15 protein-coding genes are annotated in these 18,587 nt (G+C 53.4%); 8 read left to right on the top strand and 7 right to left on the bottom strand.

Annotated elements, in window-relative coordinates:
• Window positions 1–62: 62 nt before the first annotated feature.
• From R0135_RS03360 to R0135_RS03350, 3 genes are all read left to right on the top strand, one after another.
• On the top strand, window positions 63–326 hold the full coding sequence (locus R0135_RS03360; protein WP_407348847.1) for a hypothetical protein: 264 nt from the start codon (window positions 63–65) through the stop codon (window positions 324–326).
• Window positions 327–509: 183 nt separating this feature from the next.
• Window positions 510–701 (top strand): hypothetical protein, encoded by a 192-nt coding sequence (locus tag R0135_RS03355; protein ID WP_407348846.1) that lies wholly within the window; start codon window positions 510–512, stop codon window positions 699–701.
• Window positions 698–1,810 (top strand): phage major capsid protein, encoded by a 1,113-nt coding sequence (locus R0135_RS03350; protein WP_407348845.1) that lies wholly within the window; start codon window positions 698–700, stop codon window positions 1,808–1,810. The genes R0135_RS03355 and R0135_RS03350 overlap by 4 nt, the downstream gene beginning before the upstream one ends.
• On the opposite strand, the gene R0135_RS03345 is transcribed toward R0135_RS03350, so the two are convergent.
• A protein-coding gene (locus tag R0135_RS03345; protein WP_407347622.1) for an IS3 family transposase occupies window positions 1,776–2,911 on the bottom strand; the annotation gives its coding sequence in 2 pieces (ribosomal slippage) (window positions 1,776–2,668 and window positions 2,668–2,911; 1,137 coding nt in all). The genes R0135_RS03350 and R0135_RS03345 overlap by 35 nt on opposite strands.
• A 793-nt stretch (window positions 2,912–3,704) precedes the next feature.
• Between R0135_RS03345 and R0135_RS03340 the strand changes: the two genes are divergently transcribed.
• Window positions 3,705–4,940, top strand: coding sequence for a hypothetical protein (locus R0135_RS03340; RefSeq protein ID WP_407348844.1), 1,236 nt, complete (start codon window positions 3,705–3,707; stop codon window positions 4,938–4,940).
• Between the two features lie 9 nt (window positions 4,941–4,949).
• Complete coding sequence (locus tag R0135_RS03335) at window positions 4,950–5,441, top strand: hypothetical protein (RefSeq protein WP_407348843.1); 492 nt, start codon at window positions 4,950–4,952, stop codon at window positions 5,439–5,441.
• 582 nt (window positions 5,442–6,023) lie between these two features.
• Here R0135_RS03335 and R0135_RS03330 read toward each other — a convergent pair.
• From R0135_RS03330 to R0135_RS03315, 4 genes are all read right to left on the bottom strand, one after another.
• Entirely contained in the window at window positions 6,024–7,178 is a 1,155-nt protein-coding gene (locus R0135_RS03330; protein WP_407348842.1) for a pyridoxal phosphate-dependent aminotransferase, read from the bottom strand.
• Between the two features lie 82 nt (window positions 7,179–7,260).
• Window positions 7,261–8,079, bottom strand: a complete 819-nt coding sequence (locus R0135_RS03325; protein ID WP_407348841.1) for a sulfite exporter TauE/SafE family protein — start codon at window positions 8,077–8,079, stop codon at window positions 7,261–7,263.
• Window positions 8,080–8,530: 451 nt separating this feature from the next.
• Window positions 8,531–11,212, bottom strand: coding sequence for a TonB-dependent receptor plug domain-containing protein (locus R0135_RS03320; RefSeq protein WP_407348840.1), 2,682 nt, complete (start codon window positions 11,210–11,212; stop codon window positions 8,531–8,533).
• Between the two features lie 441 nt (window positions 11,213–11,653).
• A complete protein-coding gene (locus R0135_RS03315) occupies window positions 11,654–13,381 on the bottom strand; it encodes an amidohydrolase (RefSeq protein WP_407348839.1) in 1,728 nt (575 codons plus the stop codon).
• Window positions 13,382–13,544: 163 nt separating this feature from the next.
• On the opposite strand from R0135_RS03315, the gene R0135_RS03310 reads away from it, so the two are divergent.
• From R0135_RS03310 to R0135_RS03300, 3 genes are read left to right on the top strand one after another with little or no spacing between them, the layout of a single operon-like run.
• Window positions 13,545–14,090 carry a protein tyrosine phosphatase family protein gene (locus R0135_RS03310; RefSeq protein ID WP_407348838.1) on the top strand — a complete coding sequence of 182 codons (546 nt, stop codon included), beginning with the start codon at window positions 13,545–13,547 and terminating at the stop codon, window positions 14,088–14,090.
• The gene (locus R0135_RS03305; protein WP_407348837.1) at window positions 14,090–15,259 is read left to right on the top strand and encodes an FAD-dependent oxidoreductase; all 1,170 of its coding nucleotides are present in this window, start codon (window positions 14,090–14,092) and stop codon (window positions 15,257–15,259) included. Before R0135_RS03310 ends, R0135_RS03305 begins: the two co-directional genes overlap by 1 nt.
• Before the next feature lie 4 nt (window positions 15,260–15,263).
• Complete coding sequence (locus R0135_RS03300; RefSeq protein WP_407348836.1) at window positions 15,264–16,217, top strand: XdhC family protein; 954 nt, start codon at window positions 15,264–15,266, stop codon at window positions 16,215–16,217.
• Here the strand turns inward: R0135_RS03300 and R0135_RS03295 are convergent.
• Both R0135_RS03295 and R0135_RS03290 read right to left on the bottom strand, forming a co-directional pair.
• A complete protein-coding gene (locus R0135_RS03295) occupies window positions 16,188–17,645 on the bottom strand; it encodes a cryptochrome/photolyase family protein (RefSeq protein ID WP_407348835.1) in 1,458 nt (485 codons plus the stop codon). The genes R0135_RS03300 and R0135_RS03295 overlap by 30 nt on opposite strands.
• Window positions 17,642–18,526, bottom strand: a complete 885-nt coding sequence (locus tag R0135_RS03290) for an NAD-dependent protein deacetylase (RefSeq protein WP_407348834.1) — start codon at window positions 18,524–18,526, stop codon at window positions 17,642–17,644. Before R0135_RS03290 ends, R0135_RS03295 begins: the two co-directional genes overlap by 4 nt.
• Between the last annotated feature and the right edge of the window lie 61 nt (window positions 18,527–18,587).

Raw genomic sequence — 18,587 nt, 5'->3', positions numbered from 1 at the left:
CCGATGCACATAAATACCAAAAAGAACCAGTTTCTAAGTGTTCCGATTTGGAGGAAAGCGCCATGAGTATTTCTTCGCGTCGCGTGCGATTGGCCAAGGGCTTGTATTGCAAGTTTAAGCATAACGGGACAGCTAAGCTCGACGTGGAATGGGATCCACGCCCACCGCGAGCGCCTTTCCACCGAAGCGTTTGGGGAAAATACAAAGCTGCGCGGGATTCATTTATCGCCGATATCGCCCACCAGATAGGGGGAGATGTAGTGAGGGTCGATTGCGAAGGCGTGGTGGTTATTCATCCTGCTGCGACAGATGATTTCGGCCAATAAAAAATGGGAATTCTGTTAATTCACCAAATGCGAATAGCACTGCCGGCTGAGACTATGAAGCTACCTTGCGAGGCCTGACGAGCGTGATGCTGCGTCAGTGCCGCCGACCTTTAGAGACTGGCGTGACGCTAGTTCTATTTACCGAGAACGCGGGTAAACCGAATTCTATACAGGTATTTAAATATGCAAATCGAAACAATTAGCGAACTGGCATCACTGCGCAGCCTGGTCGTGGAGTACAACCGTGATCTAACCGCCCGCATTGAGCGATTGGAACAAACCCGCGCCCCGCTCGATTTTGGGCGACTGAATGAGCGGCTGGACTGTCTGAACAGCACTCTGGCAAACGTATTAGCACGAGGCATTTCCCAATGAACACCGAACTAAAATCAGCGTTAGAAGAAATGGGCGAAGCCTTCGTCGATTTCCGGCAAAAGCACGAAGATCGACTTGGCGAGCACACGCGCGAGATCGAGGCCTTGAATAAAGCCTATGGCCGCCCCGGCTTCGGGCAGTCGATCGGTGGCGACCCCGAGCAGTTGAAGAGCCAGCTCGCGGAGTATGCTAAAAGTGGTAATCGCGGCAGCTTACTCAGCAAAGAGTTTAATACCGTAGATGGCGGCTCTACTGGCGGCTATGTACAGGTCTCAGATCTTGAGTCTCAGATCCGCTCGCGGATGGAGGAAATTTCCCCGATCTGGCGCGCTAGCGAAAAGGTAGTCACCTCAAGCAAAACCTATCTCCGAAACTACACAGACGATGGCTCTGTGGCGGTGCGGGCCGCAGAGAAATCTGCGCGCACGGAAACGACTCACCCCAGCATTGCGCAGACGCAGGTCGATCTTTCGGTGGCGTATCACCTGACCAAGCTGAGCGAGGAGGTAATGCAAACTTCCGTCATGGACCTTGGGCGTTATGTACTCGAAGACAATGCGATCGCATTTGGAGAGTTATACGAGTCGGAAGCCATTGCGGCTATCGAATCGGCCAGCACCTCAGTGGATGCGGATGGGGTGCGCAACTTCGGCCTTATCCAGAAGGTCGTGACAGGCTCCGTGGGTGCGGTGGGCTACGATGATGTGATCGCATTGATCCATTCCCTTGCGCCGTCCTATCGTCGCTCAGCGCGCTTGTACGCAAGCACAGACGCGATCCAGAAGCTGCGATTGCTCAAAGACGCAGATGGTATGCCCCTATGGCGGAATGCGGATTTGACCGCTGGCCGTGCGCCGTCGCTGCTGGGGTATGAGGTGGTAGAAGCGCCGCTAATGCCGGCAGTATCGAACGGGGCTATCCCGGTGTACTTCGGTGACATTAGTCGAGCGCACTTATGGGCCAGCCACCAAGACGGCTATGCCATGCTGAGAGATGAGCTGACCCAGAAAGGCTACGTCCAGCTATACAACCGTATTTTTGGACTTCCCACAGTACCGATGACACGACCGGGCCTCAAAATGAGGCTGCTTCAAAGGCCTCGGGACTGACACCGCCGATGTGGCTGTGTCGGCGTTGTCGATTGTAGAACGATTCTATGTAATCAAAGATATCGGCGCGAGCGAGATCACGTGTTTTGTATAGCCGCTTTTTGATGCGCTCCTTTTTGAGACTGCTGAAGAATGATTCGGCAACGGCATTATCCCAGCAGTTGCCGCGGCGACTCATGCTTGGAACCAGCCCGTTATCAGCGCAGAAACGCATCCAGTCATCGCTACCGAACTGCGTGCCTTGATCAGAATGCACAATCACCTTTTCTGAGGGGCGACGTCGTGTGACCGCCATCAGCAAAGCATTCAGGACAACCTCTCGACCAAGCGAAGGTTTCATCGACCAGCCCACGACCTTACGCGAGAACAGATCCACGACGACGGATAAGTACAGCCAGCCTTGCCAGGTTCGGATGTACGTAATATCAGTCACCCAAGCAATGTCAGGAGCATCTACGGTGAATTCGCGTTGCAATCGATTGGGAGCGATCAACGAGGGGCGACCCGCAATTCGCCGAGGCGCCTTGTAACCCCGTAGCGCCTTGATTTTATGGGTTCTCATGATTCTAGCTACACGGTGCTTTCCGCAGGTTTCCCCGGCTTCACGAAGGTCGAGGAAGACCCGAGGCGAGCCATAAACGCCGCTACTGGCTGCGTAGGAATCCCTAATGAGGCCGAGCAATCGTTGGTCTTCTATTGCTCGCTTCGACAGTGGGCGATGGAGCCAAGCATAAAAGCCACTCCGTGCAATCTTGAGCATTCGACACATCAACTGGACACTCCAGCGATCCCGATGTGCAAGCACGAACTGGTACTTCACTCGAGGTCCTGCGCGAAGTACCTTGCCGCCTTTTTTAGGATATCGCGCTCCTCCTGGGCGCGCCTGAGTTCTGCTCGCAGCTTGAGTACTTCCTGCTTGGCGAGCAGGAGTTCGTTGGCTTGAGCTTCGTTCTTATGGGGTTTTACAGCGTTGATCCATTTGTACAAACTGTGTGCTGATACACCGAGGCGTTCAGCGACTGTTGGTACAGAATGGTTTTTCTCAAGGACCTGACGTACCGCCTCTTCCTTGAACTCGGGGGTGTAACGTTGGTTGCTCATGGGCTTCCTCCTATGGGCTTATCATAGCCCGGAGGTGTCTACCGCACCGTGGGAAGTCCATTTATGCGGCAACGCTGTCTCCGATAGCAGGGCAATTAAAACGCTGGAAATCGCAGCAGCTTAACGCTCGAGGCTCGCCTACTTTCGTGGGCGAGCCTTTTCTCTCTCGATCGAGATGGGGGGCGGTAAAAATCTCTACAGACACCCGACAGGGATCGTCGAGGGGAGGTGATTTTTCTTGATCGCAAAACTAACTTTTAAAAAAAGTGTGGGATTGTGAATGCTTACCGGCTAGATCTGCCGGGTAGGCTTTGCGCTAGCTTATGACGCGACACTTATCTGAAAACTATTTTATTGAACGCCGACAGAACCCCGAGGGCTGGTACCTGTATCGGCACCAAGAGTCCGAGCTAAGGCGCAGCGGTCTCTATATTCCTCTCAGCCGAGGCTTGTCAGCTTCGGCTATGCTAAGCGCGGCTCTACGATCTGGGCGTGTCTGATGACGTTCTGGGGGCCTTCGAGGCTACAGCGAGCAAGGGATGCCGAGATTAGGGCTGCGAGTGCTTTAGCACGAGCCATGAAAATCACCCATCAATCCCGTGAGAGCCTAAACGCTGCGGCTCATGCCGTGCAATTGCCCGAGCAGCCTTGCCCCGCCGTGCGCAGAACTGGACGCTGTATGAGGGTTAAAAAATAACGAGTAGACGAGTACACACTAGGTCGAGTAGTGTCTGTACCACGACAAAGATGTTGATTACTAGCCTCTACCTTCTTCAAGAAGCACGGGAAAATCATGAGACTTCGGCTACGACCTAGCTTCAAGCAAATTTCAGAAAACCACGGCGTTTACCTTCTTCGAGCGGGGTTCAAATACGCCTATTTCGAGCATTTCGAGTATAGCAGTCGGGTTTTTTTCAACATTCCCGACATAACGCTTTCAAAAGATTTTCAGCTTGATGACGAGCTAAAAAAAGAATTACAAAAAGCCAAAGCCTTGGGGGATTGGATCGCCGCCCCGGGAAATTTCCAGCGGCCCAGCTCCAACACCGAAGATTACGATCCTACAACAGGAGAGATTAATGCAGACCATGGAGCACGGGGGAGAACAGCGCTTGACGCGTTGACCTTTTCTGCCATTGAAGGGTTTTACAAAAATGTGCGTGCTGGAGATCTGGTTGTCGTCCCTGGCCCGGGGGGGATCTCATCTAGGGTTTTGATCGGTGAGATTGAGGAAGAGTATGACGGGCAAACGACGACAATCGTTAACACGGAGTTTGGAGGAGAGCATAAATACCCTGCATTGAAGGTCAAATGGCTTTCTACAAATGTTCTGCGGAAAGACTTCTCCATAAAAGCGTACAAGGCCTTTGGATATAACCGTGTTTGGCACCAGTTGGCGCGATCAGTGCGCATTGAAATCTACGATCATGCCTACGGCGAGTATAGTGTAGGGGAGGCTTCTGCGATAAACGTACGCATAGACGAGCCAAATGCCGAAATAGGAAATGACTGGGATGTCGATAGTCTTTCAGCGCTGGAGATTCAGCAGTTGATTTTGTATTTTTCCGGTGCTTACGAGGCCATCAAGGCCGGAGCCATGGAGGATTTTGCTCAGCTTTCTCTTTATGATGCTTTGGCAACTAACTACGTGCGCGGACATCCATTGGTTTGGGAAAGTACAGTGCACTCACCCGGCCTCATGACGTTTCGAGACGCTAGCGATACACTCAAGTGTTTTTTCATAGCGGTCATGCTTGGTGTTGGTGCGCATGCAGGTGCTGCCGATGGTAATCCGCACGATATAGAGGTCCACGTCGTTCCATGGGATACAATACCGGAACAATGCGCACCCGAACTCGAGCAGAAAGTTAGCGATTATTTGCGGTTAATTAATGTGGACGTTTGGATGAAAAATTGTCAAATACAGAAGGAAGCGCAGGGCAGGATCAGCGGATCACCTACCTCAGAAATGGGCGTTGAGCAGCTTGATGAGCCGGCCAACGCACAACTTGTTCAAAATGACCCTTAGCCCTAAATCATGAATAAATTTTATATTTCAATTGTTGCAAATCTACTGCTGACAATCTCAGTTGGGTGGATGACTACAGATCGAATGAAACTACAAGAAAAGCTCGATTATTTGGAGTCTACCATCGAGATACGGGAAGCTCTGGTTTCAAAATTGCAGGATGGCCACCATATTCTTGACGTGAATTTGGCGAAAGTTTTCACCATCAACACCCCTCGTGGCTTAGACCAAACGGCCTTAACTTCCATACAAGAAGTCCTACTAGAGCAACACAACTTAGTTACGAATTTAGCTACAACGTTTCCTCCAGAGGCGGATGCTTCGAGGGAGGCACAAGCATATATAGCGCGTCTTGCTAATGTGAAAGTGCAACTGAGCCAAATAACGAGGAATGATCCCGGTGAACTCATGCTACTCGCCCCGGCAGTAGACGCCTTAAATAATCAACGGTTCTCGCTGTTGGCCAGTGTTCGTACTGCGGGCGAGAATCACTACAATTAGTTGCCAGCGTTAGCAATATCAGTAGTTCCAATACACTAAACTCAACCTCTACAATTTCTTGTTCGGTAGCCTACCACCCCCGCGCTGCCTAGCTAGCCTCCATTGGTCTGCCCCACCGGGCGCAAACGGGGCGCTGTTCAGCGCACTGGTTGTCCGTCAGCCAAATAAGTGGAATACCGTCAACGGGTGGCGCGTATTCCCCGTCCGTCGTTACATAGGGGTGTGCGCAATTTGTGCGCACTGCCCCGGTAAAACAATGCGAATAGCTGTAGGTGGTGCTATTATTTGTCTCAGCAAATCAGATACTTGGCAAAAAATGGTAAGGCCGGCTCGCATTGCAAATCCGTCAACGCCGGTTCGATTCCGACCCGAGCCTCCATTTATTTAGCTTAAAGCGCTTAGTGCATAGTGCATAGTGCGCAGATAAGCGTCAGGTCGCGGCCTAGCCAAGAGGTGCTCCTTGGATGAGCTACGCGATCAGGCTGATAAAAAAAAGGGGTTGTCTTCAGGACAACCCCTTTTTCGTTTTTGGCCAAGGCGACGCGCTGGTTTCGCTTTGCCGCCCTCTAGCTCACTGCGTGCTCAGGAAAACTGAGACAGTACCTTGGGGAGCGCATCAACATACATTTGTACGTGCTCCAGGCGGCCCATGCTCACGCGTGACCAGTTTGTGTAGTCCCGATAGATGCCGCGAATCAGCACGTTCTCTTTCTCCATCGCTTCGCGGAATGTTTGGGCGTTAATTGATCCAAGGTCTGCAAAGATGAAGTTTGTCTGTGAGGGTAGGGCGGTGAGGCCGTTCTCTTTCAGGGCGGAATACACCATCTCGCGCCCTTCGCGAATTTTGGCGCGCGAGGCATTCATAAACTCGTCGTCTTCATAGCTGGCAATAGCAGCGGCAAGTCCCGCCTGATTGAGGCCGTAACTCCCGATGCCATACTTGCCGATGCTCTCTATGGTTTGCGGGGCAGCGATAATGTAGCCGATGCGCATTCCTGCTAAACCATAAATTTTGGAGAAAGTGCGCGCCACAATGACATCGTGACCGTCTCTGACCAGGCTGACCATGGTGTTGGACTCTGGAGCGTCGGTAACCTCGTTGTAAGCCTCATCCACCAAAACCGTTGCTTTCTTCGAGGCTTTAATACAAAACGCTTTGAGCGCCACTGGATCGGTGAGAAGACCCGTTGGATTGTTAGGGTTTACAACCTGGACCATGGAGATAGAGTCATCGATAGCGTCGTACATGGCGTCCAAATCGATCTCAAGGCCTGCATCTTTTGGCAGGCGAACGATCTTGCCAATCTCCTGGTGCTCCACTGCCATGGATGTCGTGTCCCAGAACAGATCGGGGCCCAGGATGTTTCCGGTCTGGGCGGCATTGATCGCGGTGGCGGCCAAAACGCCACTCGAACCGCTGCTTATCGCGACAAACTCGGGATCCACGCCGTTACGCTCAGCGATCATTGCTCGCAGAGCCATGGCTGACTCACTCGCGTAGTAGGAGCCGCTTAGACTGGCTTCCTGAATCGCGGCAAGAGCTTTTTTACTGGGCCCATAAGGGTTTTCGTTTGCGTTGAGTTTGGCAACGCCGGGCGCAGGACCATATAAGGGCGTTAGTCGAGTGACTTTTGCAGCGTCTTTTGCCCAGCTCATACTCGGGCTGAGTACTGTTGTAGCGGCTGCGACACTCGCTGCTCCAACAAGGAAACCCCTTCGATTAAAATCTACCGTCATAGCTCTCTCCCGAGTCATTGTGTGTGTAGTTCATTGTGGCCTTTGCCACGCAAGCGCAAAAGGCGCATTTTCTTAAGATAAATCATGCTTTCAAAAACATCGAGACCGACACGATCACGAGGTATATTCCAAAAATCTGTTTCAAGCGTGCGCCATCCAGACTGTGCGCCAAGCGCGCACCAACAGGTGCAGTAAAGATCGAAAACACAGTGATTGCCACTAGCGCAGGAATGTTTATATAACCAATGGAACCCGCGGGCAGATTCTCGGCCCCCAGTCCCATTACCATAAAGCCAATCATGCCGGGCACGCCAATAAGAAAGCCGACACCTGAGGCGGTTGCGACGGCTTGGTGAATAGGTCGGTCACATAACACCATGGCAAGCACCATTACTGTGCCCCCGCCAATTCCCAGTAAAGCCGAAAAGCCGCCCAGACCACTGGCGAGCAGAGCCTTGCCAGGCCCCGTGGGTAATGAAAAACGCCCGTGATAGCGATCGAAAATGCGGGGGAATAAAAAGTAAATGGAGTAAACCAGCACGCCAATCGCGAATACCAAAATCAAGCGCTGGCTGTTACTGACAGAGGCTATCCAGATTCCCACTCCAACGCCGAGTATTACCCATACGGCCCAATCTCGAAGAAGTTGGAAGTCCACGGCGCCGCGTTTGCTATGCGCGTGCACAGCCCGTGCGGAGGATACAACGATGGTGGCTAAGGATGTGCCCACGGCGACAAGCATCAAGTCTTCACTTTGGTCCCCCAGGAAAGGAAACACTGCCAGCAGAGCTGGGACGACAACAAAGCCCCCACCAACGCCAAACAGTCCTGCAGTTATACCTGCGACAACACCAGCACCGCTCATCATAGTAAGAAACAACAGCATGTCCGTAAGCGCCACTCAGTACTTCCTTATCGGGTATGACTCTGATTCTGGATTAACACCTGGCCCTGCGTGCAACGCCGTTGCTTGGGCAGTCCCCAGTAATATATTTACTCCGGATCGGCACCCATACGCCGTCGGCCTACAGGGCCCGGAGTTGTGTTCGACGCTGCTCAAAGCAAAGCAAAAAACGCGCCACCAAAGCCAGCTGTGCGGAGTTAAAGTTGGGATCCTCAAATATCTAACGATTCAGGGGCTTTTGTGACACGACGTCACATTGCTGCGCCAAATATGACTTGAATAAATGGCTGGAACAGAAACGTCTTGGCACCACGACTGTGCGCTTAGGCGCGAACAATGCACCAAAGCAGTTACTTCCCTTTCGCATCCGTGTGTAGCTCAAAAAAAGGACGCCCTTGGGCGCCCGTAAAGCAAGAACCTGGAGGCTGCTCAGGCCCCGGTTTTGGAACTAGAAGTCGGCGCGGAGCCTCAAGTAGTAGTAACCCCCTTGCCAGTCGACCACTGAAGTGGATGCGTAGATGCGTCCACAGCAGTAATCGTTGTCACTGGCGACTCGATCGACCTCGTCTGGATACTCGTCAAAGATGTTGCGACCACCAATACTGGCACGCAGCATTTGATTGATCTGCCAGGAGCCTTCTAGATCGAAGAAGATCGTAGGATCATAAGTTTGTACCGAGAGGGGGGATGTGTTGTCCGAGTCCTCGCTCTCTCCGAAATACCGAGCGCGTGCCATGACGCTAAAGTCCCCGATGGTATGAAACGCGGTCGCGTTCCAGCGAAGATTTGGCAACTGGTTCTCGAGATCAAACTTGTCTTCAGCATTCAATACTCCGAGCGTGTCGGCAACGACTTCTTGCTCGTTATAATTCAGCGCTAACGAAAAGTCGGTGCTCTGGCCGCCGTCCCACTGCATCGCGTAGTTAGCCACTAGATCGAAACCGATGGTTTCTGTGTCGATAGCATTCTGGAAGTAATTTACGCCGCCGATGCTTTCTGCACCCACAACCCCGGCTGCTACCAATGCGAGATACCTTTCATAGGCATCGGAATCGCCGTCAGGGTCTGCGCTAACGTCTAGCGTAGATACCGCACGAAATCGATCGTCAATATCAATGCTGTAGGCATCGAAGGTGAGGCTCAGGTCAGAAAATTCAGCCGTGAAGCCAAGGGTGAAGCTGGTGGATGTTTCTGGAGCAAGCTCCTGCGCGCCCAGAGCCTGGGCAACAGTTCCGCCGGCAGGAAACAGCCCTGTGGCAACAGGAAACCCGTTTGGCAAGCGTGTAGAGACGTTCGTAGTTCCCTGTTGTCCGGGGGTGGGTGCTCGAAATCCTGTGCCAAAAGATCCGCGAAGAGCGAAGGTGTCATTGATTCGGTAGCGCGCTGCAATTTTTCCGACAACCTCACTGCCAAAGTCTGAATAATCTTCGTAACGCAATGCACCCTGAACCAGAAACTGATCCGTCAGGTCCGCCGACAGATCGCCATAGAATGCATAGGAGTCGCGTGTGTATTCTTCTGAAAACGCCGGCGAATAACCAGGAAATCCGTTAGAACCTACACCGACGACCTGGTAAACAGGATCATCCGGGTTTGCACAGTCAAGAGGCTCATCTGCAGGGGCGTTAGTTGCGCCCAAACCTGCAGCTGTCGGAGTTCCGTCGTCGTTACATAAGTTAAACGGGTCAGAAACCGCATGGGGTCCGGCGCTGTAGGACTCCGCTTGGCTTGACTGTCCAACATCATAGGTTTCGTCCAGGTAACTGGCGCCATAGGCAAAGACCAATGGGCCGGCTAGTCCCACATCAAACTCGGTTACCAGATCGAGTTGAAGTTGGACTTCCTCGTTTGTAAGTGTGCCGGGGCGAAAGTCTGTGGGGGAGGCGGCCCCTAACGAAGGGTTGATAGTGTTGAATAGCCGATAATCGATTTCATTTGATCCAAAGCGAGCGCTGATATCGAAGGTCGTTCGCTCCGTAATACTTCCACGTAATCCGGCCGCTGCAGAGATGTCTTCAACTTCACCTTCAAAACGTGGCGTAAATCCGCCCGGGAACTTCTCGAGAGGGCTATAGATGGAGCCGTCCGCCTGACGCAAGTCTTCGATGGTGCCGTTGCCCGGGTACCGATAAAAGAAGCTGCCGTCGCTCTGCACTGCGCCGTAGTTTCCAAAAGCATACAGCTCCATGCCATTGGCAAGATCGTATCCGGCGTTCACAAAGAACATTTGGTGTTCTCGGTTAGGCACACCCCATGGCATGGCATTTTCGCCTTCTACCGATGCGTCTGCTATGCCACCAGGAAACGCTGATTGCAGGCCCTGAACACGCGCAGAGGCACCGGAAGTTGGAGTGCCCGTTACGAAGCCTTGGCGAAGTTCGCTGGTCTCTTCAAAGCGGGGGTTGTTCGTATCGAGACAGAACCAGGCCTCGCAGTACTGCTCGGCGCGCTCAGTGAATTCTGATTCGAATACTTCCCCGGAAATAGAAACAAATCCATTTTCTCCCAAGGGCAAACCGATGTTTCCTTGTACGGTATATGAGGCGCCGTCACCCTCGTAGAACTGTCCTGTATCTACCGTGAAATCGACGCCTTCATTATTGGTCTTTAAATTAAAATTCAAAACACCGGCAATGGCGTCTGACCCGTATTGCGATGACGCTCCGTCGCGGAGCACTTCGATGGACTGTATGGCCGACGCGGGAATGGTGGCGACGTCCGGTCCCTGAGTGCCCGAGCCCCCAATCTGAACAAGGGAGGATCTGTGCCGGCGTTTACCGTTCACTAAAACTAAGGCGTGGTGAGAGTCCAAACCACGCAACTGAATCGGCCGGATAAATGATGCCCCGTCGGATATTGGCTGCCGGTTTACGTTAAAAGAAGGTACCAAGGTTTGCAGAATATCTACGGTGTCGGTGTGCGATATCGCCTCGATCTGTTCGGTATTAAATGTGTCTATTGGTACAGCGGAATCTACAGCTGAGCGCGGTTTTCCACGAAGGCCCGTTATGACAACCTCTTCCAATTGCGTTACGGAATTCTGTGCGAACGCTGTCGGTGCGATTGTTGCTGCTGCCCCAAGGCTTATCAGCGCTGTCGCCAGAGGAAGTGTTTTGAATTGCTTCGGCATAAATCATTCTCCTGAGTGACATTGGCTACCGATCCATTGTCGGCAGTTCTGTTACTGGTGCTGCGCTATGACGACGGCGGCTCTGCGGCCCCTGAGGATGGCGTGCACAAGGAGAGGCATAGCAAAAGCTGTGCCTGTTTTATTTTTGTGGTGAGTTAGCTTCGGAACCTGGGCTCTCGGTCTGGCGCTGGAAGCGAGAAATACTACTTATTTAACAGTGTATTCTGCTGATGTATAAAATCCTGAATCGGAGCTTCTGGATGTCGAGAGAAAGCGTTCTGCTTGGGTCGGCAAGTTAATTGCTTGAGCCAGTTTGATGCAGGCATGAGATTCAAAGCAGTGCTTTTGCTTTATATTAGTGCGTACGACTGGGGTCAGTGTGGCATTTCATACGCTACGAACAGTGCTTTAGGGTGACCTTAACTCGGTGCGCGACAGCGATCAGCGGGAGTTCTGAGCGTAGCTGATGCGGCCGCCCACCAAGGTCATTACCGTTTTTGCCGTCAGAATATCTGCCGGGGCTGCTTGCATGAAGTCCGTATCAAATACTGTCAAGTCTGCAAGGTTCCCGACACGTATGGATCCTCGTCGGTCTTCCTGAAATGCTGCGTAGGCGGGCCATAGGGTCAGCATACGCAGGGCATCTGACCGGGATACTGCAAACTCCGGATGCCACTCTTCACCCTGGCTACCGTCCAGGCGCCGGCGTGTTATTGCCGCATAAAACTCGATTCGCGGATCGCCAGCTTCTACCGGTGCGTCTGAGCCGGCGACGATCTGTAGGCCGCGGTTGATAAGGTCCTGCCAGGGATAAGCGTAGCTCAGGCGTTCTTTGCCCAGTCGGGCGGGGGCGAAGTTTAAGTCACCGATGGCATGACTGGGTTGCATTGAGGGAATGATCTGCATATCGAAGAGACGCTGCTGATCTACTGGCGGAATTATCTGTGCGTGCTCGACCCGCCAGCGTAAATCCTCTGTCTTCCAAAACTTTTGCGGCAGGTTCTGCCAGGCGCTGCTATACCAGTCCAAAGTATTCCGAAGAGCCCGATCACCGATTACGTGAGTCATGACCTGAAAACCCCCTCGAAGCGCAGCTTCCAAAACCGGCATCAGCTCCGCTTGTGTTGTCCGATTCATAAAACCATTGTGCTGAGCGTCCGCGTAGTTTTCGATAAGCGCGGCGCCGCGGGACCCGAGGGTCCCATCGATAAAAACTTTTATTCCGCGCATCTCAAAGAATCCATCACTGCTCTGCTCAGCGCCATGCTCAATCAAGGACTGTGCCTCGGCGATTGGTACTGCGATGTATACCCGGTGCGCCATTTCGCCGCTTTCGTGAAGTCCTCTCAACAAGCCCGCTTCTCTCAAGCTCATGCCCGCATCATGGGTTTGCGTCCAACCCCGAGCGGCATTGGCCTGCATACCCCGACGCAGATTCTCTTTGATGTACTCGTCGGTTTCTGGCGGCAAGATGGCACGAAATCTATCCATGGCGCGGGCCAGCACATAGCCCGTAGGATTACCCTGTTCGTCGCGCTCAAAGCGTCCCCCTTCGGGGTCCGGGGTACTGGCGTCTACGCCCGCCAAGTCCAGCGCCTTGCTATTGACCAACGCCGAGACACCATCAGCCCGTGGCATATATAGAGGCTTGTTCGCGGTAAAAGCGTCCACATCCTCGCGATTCAGAAAGCGTTGATCGTCCGTCCACTCACGTTCAATCCAGCCCCTTCCCAGCACCCAGTTACCGGTGGGTACAGAGGATGCCCAGTCCTTAATACGCTCGATCGTGGCTGCGCGGGTGGATATTTCGAATAGGTTCAGAGTGCGCGTACGTTTTCCTACGCCCTCGAGATGCTGATGACTGTCTGTAAAGCCCGGGTATATAACGCTGCCCTTAAGATTCATTGTCTCTTGAGCGCCACAATGCCAGGAAGCGGCTTCTTCGTTACTTCCCACAAAAACGATACGATCATCCAGTATGGCAACTGCCTCGGCGCGCCAGTTACTGTCATCTGCCGTGTAAATCGTGCTGCTGTAAAGCAACAGATCACTGCTGGGACAGCGAACTTCTTCCTTGGCGGTAATCTGACCTGAGACGGTGACTCCCAGCGCAACGACTATAGCCGCCGCGAGTGCTCGAGTTTTCATGCCTATTCGCATATTTGTCATGGGAATACACCTCCGCCTGCTGGTCCATCGCGATCATCGCGACAAAGCCTAGCACGGGGCAATGAACCGGGGAGCGGTCTCATAAGCGAGAAAGGGCTGTGTTTAAGCAAAGTGATATGCTTTGCTGCGAGGCGTGGTGTAAACATATAGGGAGTCATTCACCGTGAAGTCATACCTGCTTTTATTGTCGCTGGCATCCGCACTGGTGGCGTCAGCCTTTGCGCGGGGCCAAGGCGATCTTGAGGATGTGCGAAATTTTCACCGCGTATCTGATGTCCTGCTTACAGCGGGACAGATTTACCCCGAACAGGTGGCGGCGCTGCAATCTGAAAACGTAGAGCTCATCATCAACCTTGCAGTGGCCGATCCTAAGCGCAATGCACAGGAGCCGTTTGCCGTTGCTGCCGCGGGGATTAGCTACGTTAATATCCCGGTGCTTTGGGATTCTCCCACCCCACGGGACCTCGATCTGTTCTTTGCAATGATGGATGCGCGGCAGGGGCGGAAGACGCTGGTGCATTGTTTTGCCAACTTTCGCGCCTCTGCCTTCACCTATCTTTATAGGGTCATTCGCGAAGGCGTCCCTGAGGCCGAAGCGAGAGAAGATCTCTACGCGGTTTGGGATGCAGCTAAGTTTGACGAAAACCCGATCTGGCGAGCATTTATCGCAGATGCCCTGAAGGCCGCAGAAATCACGAGTATTGATTGATGACTAACGAATACGATTTAGACAAGCGGCGGACCTTGCGCGCGCTCGGGGCGGTTTCTGCGTTACCAGTGCTTGCGTCAGTGGGCGCCTGCACAGGCGGTGGGCAGAGGGTTTCCGGGGTGGGCCGCTATGCGCGGCCTCTGTCCCGTCAACCATTTGTCGCACCGCGAATTTCCGAAGATCGCATTGTCCGCGTGATTGTGGGACATAGGCCGTTTCGACCCTCAGGATTTGTAGTTAAACGCGAAACCTTTGATCAAAAGGACATTATCCACAACTACGGACACGGCGGCGGCGGTATTTCCCTCTCCTGGGGCTCTTCTGCACTGGCTGTTCAGCACGCCGCAAATTTAGCTGTGGGCGATGCGGCCGTTTTGGGATCCGGGATTATGGGGCTGACCACGGCGCGTCTGTTGCAGGATGCTGGATGGAACGTGACGATATATACCCGATCTCCTTCGCGCCACAGCGTGTCTAACGTGGGAGCGGGGCAATGGGCACCCACCTCGGTTTTTGATGAGGATGTTGCCGATGATGCATTCATTGCTCAGTATAAATACGCATCGCGCATCGCACACCACGCGTATCAAAACCTCGTCGGTGCCGATTACGGTGTGAGCTTTAAAGAAAATTACTATCTGTCAGATGAACCTCAGGCAGGGGGTTTTTATCTCCGTGAAATGCCCGAGCTTTTTACCTCGGTGAAGGACCTCGATCCTGGTGAACATCCATTTCCCACTCGGTTTGCCAAACAAACAGTCACTATGCTGATTGAGCCGGCGATGTTTCTGCGCAGGGTGCGCAGGGATTTTTTTGTCGCCGGAGGAAAAATGATTGCTCGGGACTTTAAGGACTTGTCGATGGTGCTTTCTTTAGCCGAGCCAGCGATATTTAACTGCACGGGTCTGGGGGCCAAAGCACTGTTTGGCGACGATGAAATGCAGCCGATAAAGGGTCAGCTGGTCTTTATGCCGCCAGACCCCGCCGTAGATTACCTCACGGTAGGTGGCGGTAGTGATGTGACCTACATGTTCCCGCGTAAAGGAGAAATTCTGTTGGGTGGCTCTTTTGTTCGTGACGACTGGTCCCGAGAGCCGGATCCGCAAGTTACCCAGCGGATTGTTGCGGACAATCGAAGTTTGTTTGAGCAGGTTTCCCAGCGAGTTTAAGGGTATGCAGACACAAGACGATGCGGTTCTAAGTGCAGCGCTCGATGCCTTGCGGGGCGGCCAGGAGTGCTGGCTCGCAACCGTTGTTGCAGTCCACGGATCTTCCCCTCGACCACCGGGTTCTTTGGCGTTGTTTCTACCACCACAATCGCAGGTGGGCTCACTCTCTGGTGGCTGCGTCGAAGAGGAGCTGCTTGCCAGCATTGTTAAGGGTGAATTCTCGCAAGACTCGCCTGAAGTACTGCAATACGGCGTGTCGGCGGAGGAAAACGCTCGCCTGGGTTTGCCCTGCGGCGGCCATCTCACGGTCTTTTTGCAATTCTTGCATGCGGATAGAGATCTGCCCTGGCTGGAGTCGGTGCGCAATGCGCTAGATTCACGGCAGGTCGCTGAGCGCTTTGTTGACCGCAAATCGGGTGATACCACTGTGAACAGAGGAGGAGCCTATGGTGAACTCGAGTTTGCCGAAGCACGCCTTTCTCAGTGTTTTGGGCCTAGGCAGCGAATGCTACTCATCGGCGCAGGTCAGCTGGCCGCAAGTGTTGCCGAACTCGCATTGGGTCTTGATTACGATGTTCTGGTCTGCGATCCCAGAGCGGACGCCCGCGCTAGTTGGCGGGGACCTGTACTGCCGCTTTTATCTGATATGCCCGATGACGCAGTGCGTGCGCACGCCGACGATCCCGAGTCGGTGGTGATTACCCTGACCCATGATCCTCGTATTGACGATATGGCGCTCATGGAGGCTCTGGAGTCCAAAGCCTGGTACGTAGGAGCGCTGGGCTCTGTGCGCACCACTCTTCAGCGCAAAGAGCGTTTAAGCGCATTGGGAGTACCCGCTGACTGTATTGAACGTCTGCATGCTCCCGTGGGCCTCGATATCGGCAGCAAAACACCGCCAGAAATTGCCGTGTCAATTGTCGCTGAGTTAATTCGCCTGCGCCGTCGTGGCGCTTGAGAGTCTTATGTGCTCGTAGGCATCCAGTGCGGCTTGGCGTGCCTCGCGGTGGTCGACGATCGGTGCAGGGTACTGTTGGCCAAGGACAATACCGGCTTGCTCGAGAATATCGTCGGGAGCCTCCCAGGGTTTGTGCAGGTATTTGTTGGGCAAGTCCGAAATCTCTGGAACCCAGCGACGTACGTACTCTCCCTGCTTGTCGAACTTTTCGCCCTGAGTCACAGGGTTGAATATACGAAAGTAGGGCGCAGCGTCGGCGCCACTGCCAGCTACCCATTGCCAGCTACAGCCATTGCTGGCTAAGTCAGCATCGACCAGGGTGTCCCAAAACCAGTCCTCACCCGAGCGCCAATGTTGTAACAAGTGCTTACAAAGAAATGATGCGACAACCATGCGCACGCGATTGTGCATGATGCCTGTGGCCCAAAGCTCACGCATGCCTGCGTCGACGATGGGGTAGCCGGTTTGTCCTTGCTGCCAGGCCTGCAGATAGGTCTCGTTGGCTTGCCAGGGGAATTGTGCGAAATTTTCTTTAAAAGGGCTTTCGGGTATGTGAGGGAAAAAGTGCAGTAGGTGATAGGAAAACTCTCGCCAGCCAAGCTCTGCCTGAAACTTGTTGATGGCAGTGTCACTATGGGGTAGCTCCAGCCTTTTTTGTTCGCACATTGCCCAAATCTGACGCGGAGAAATTTCGCCATGATGCAGGTGTGCCGACATACGTGATGTTGCATCTACCGCTGGCAGATCTCGTTCATCGGCATATCGCGACACCGTGTCATCAAGAAATGCGTGTAAACGTTCCCGGGCGCCAGTTTCGCCGGGCTTCCAATACTCGCTCCACTGTGCGGCCCAATCAGGATTCCTCGGAAGCAGTTCCCAGTCGTCCAGGACATCACTGGCACTGCAGTCGGACCAATTAGCAGCGGTTTTTTCGATAGGACGGGGAGTCTCATTTTTACGACAGGCGCGCCAAAAAGGCGTAAACACCTTGAACGGGCCGCCACCCTGGGTCATCACAGTCCCGGGTTCGTGCAGTAGTGCGCCGGGGAAACGCTTGAACGTTATCTCATCGTTTTTGAAAGATTCGTGTAGTGTGTTTTCTTCTTTCGCCGCCCAGGGCTCGTAGCGCCGACTGCAGTAAATAGCCTCTGCGTTGTTCGCCTCACAAAGTTCGCGGAGGATTGACAGGCTATTGCCCCTACGGAAAATTAATTTGCCGCCCAGTGACTCAATGTCAGTGGCAAGCGCAGTGAGGCTGTGGTGTAACCACCAGCGACTGGCGCCGCCAATTTTCCAGTCCCCGGGCGCGTCTTCATCCAGGATATAAATCGGTAATATCTGGCGGCCGTCTTTACTGGCTGCGTGTAATGCCGGGAGGTCATGAATCCTGAGGTCTTGTCGAAACCATAAAACGACGGTGTCGGTCATGCTGAATTGATTCCTTGCTCTTTAAGGTTTTGTTCCTTGCGGTGCTCACAATAGCGTTCAAATATGGCTTGTAAGCCAGAATCGGCATCGATGCGCCACTTGGTTGCCATGTCATCTGCACGAGTTAGACCCGGATTGATGAGAAAGATGGGTTTGTTACTGTCCCGCGCCCACTTGCAAAAACGATAGCCGGAATAAACCTGCAGTGAGCTACCAACAACCAGCAGGCAGCGCGCTCGCTCCAAAGCGAGCTTACCCTCGAGAACTCTCTCATTAGGGATACTCCCTCCAAAGAACACGACGTCTGGCATCAATGTTCCCTTGCATTGCTTACAGCAGGGAACCGTGACGCTGTCAACAATGCCGTCAGCCAGGTCTGCATCACCGTCCGGTCTTGCTGAAACCGTAGTTCGGGTAATCCCGGGGTTGAGGCGCAAAAGATCACTCTGGAGCTGATCCCGGCTGATAAAGGTTTTGCAGTCAAGGCACACTGCACGGTCGAGGCGGCCATGAAGGTCAGTCACCTTTGCGCTTCCAGCACGCTGATGCAGCCGGTCTACGTTTTGAGTGACAATGTGGGTGATAGCGCCAATGGCTTCCATCTGTGCCAGAATTCGATGCGCGGTGGCGGGCCGGGCGTCACGCACGGCGGGCCAGCCCAGGAGAGATCGCCCCCAATAGCGCTGGCGTTGCCTTGGATCCTTGAGGAATTCCTGATGGGTGATGGGGTCACTGCGCAGCCAGGTGCCAGCCTCATTCCGGTAAGTGGGTATCCCTGTAGCCACGCTAACTCCGGCGCCAGTGAGTACCAATGCCGGTAAGGCCTCGGCAATCTCATTGAGGCACTTGCGATCCGGGTCACAAAGAAGAAGATTATCCATCGTGGCACTATACGTTGCGTTGGCTACGGTCGGATCGTCTGTCTAACTTTTGATCCAAATT

It is taken from the genome of Congregibacter variabilis, from assembly GCF_045689235.1.
Lineage (GTDB): Bacteria > Pseudomonadota > Gammaproteobacteria > Pseudomonadales > Halieaceae > Congregibacter > Congregibacter variabilis.
Note: the sequence above shows the minus strand (reverse complement) of the source record. Positions and strands in the feature narration are given on the sequence as shown.

What these genes read in the sequence shown, in the direction of transcription:
- R0135_RS03330 (WP_407348842.1), bottom strand. Translation starts at nt 7,178, where the DNA reads ATGACGGTAGATTTTAATCGAAGGGGTTTCCTTGTTGGAGCAGCGAGT.
- R0135_RS03340 (WP_407348844.1), top strand. Translation starts at nt 3,705, where the DNA reads ATGAGACTTCGGCTACGACCTAGCTTCAAGCAAATTTCAGAAAACCAC.
- R0135_RS03290 (WP_407348834.1), bottom strand. Translation starts at nt 18,526, where the DNA reads ATGGATAATCTTCTTCTTTGTGACCCGGATCGCAAGTGCCTCAATGAG.
- R0135_RS03295 (WP_407348835.1), bottom strand. Translation starts at nt 17,645, where the DNA reads ATGACCGACACCGTCGTTTTATGGTTTCGACAAGACCTCAGGATTCAT.
- R0135_RS03335 (WP_407348843.1), top strand. Translation starts at nt 4,950, where the DNA reads ATGAATAAATTTTATATTTCAATTGTTGCAAATCTACTGCTGACAATC.
- R0135_RS03305 (WP_407348837.1), top strand. Translation starts at nt 14,090, where the DNA reads ATGACTAACGAATACGATTTAGACAAGCGGCGGACCTTGCGCGCGCTC.
- R0135_RS03355 (WP_407348846.1), top strand. Translation starts at nt 510, where the DNA reads ATGCAAATCGAAACAATTAGCGAACTGGCATCACTGCGCAGCCTGGTC.
- R0135_RS03320 (WP_407348840.1), bottom strand. Translation starts at nt 11,212, where the DNA reads ATGCCGAAGCAATTCAAAACACTTCCTCTGGCGACAGCGCTGATAAGC.
- R0135_RS03315 (WP_407348839.1), bottom strand. Translation starts at nt 13,381, where the DNA reads ATGACAAATATGCGAATAGGCATGAAAACTCGAGCACTCGCGGCGGCT.
- R0135_RS03360 (WP_407348847.1), top strand. Translation starts at nt 63, where the DNA reads ATGAGTATTTCTTCGCGTCGCGTGCGATTGGCCAAGGGCTTGTATTGC.
- R0135_RS03350 (WP_407348845.1), top strand. Translation starts at nt 698, where the DNA reads ATGAACACCGAACTAAAATCAGCGTTAGAAGAAATGGGCGAAGCCTTC.
- R0135_RS03300 (WP_407348836.1), top strand. Translation starts at nt 15,264, where the DNA reads ATGCAGACACAAGACGATGCGGTTCTAAGTGCAGCGCTCGATGCCTTG.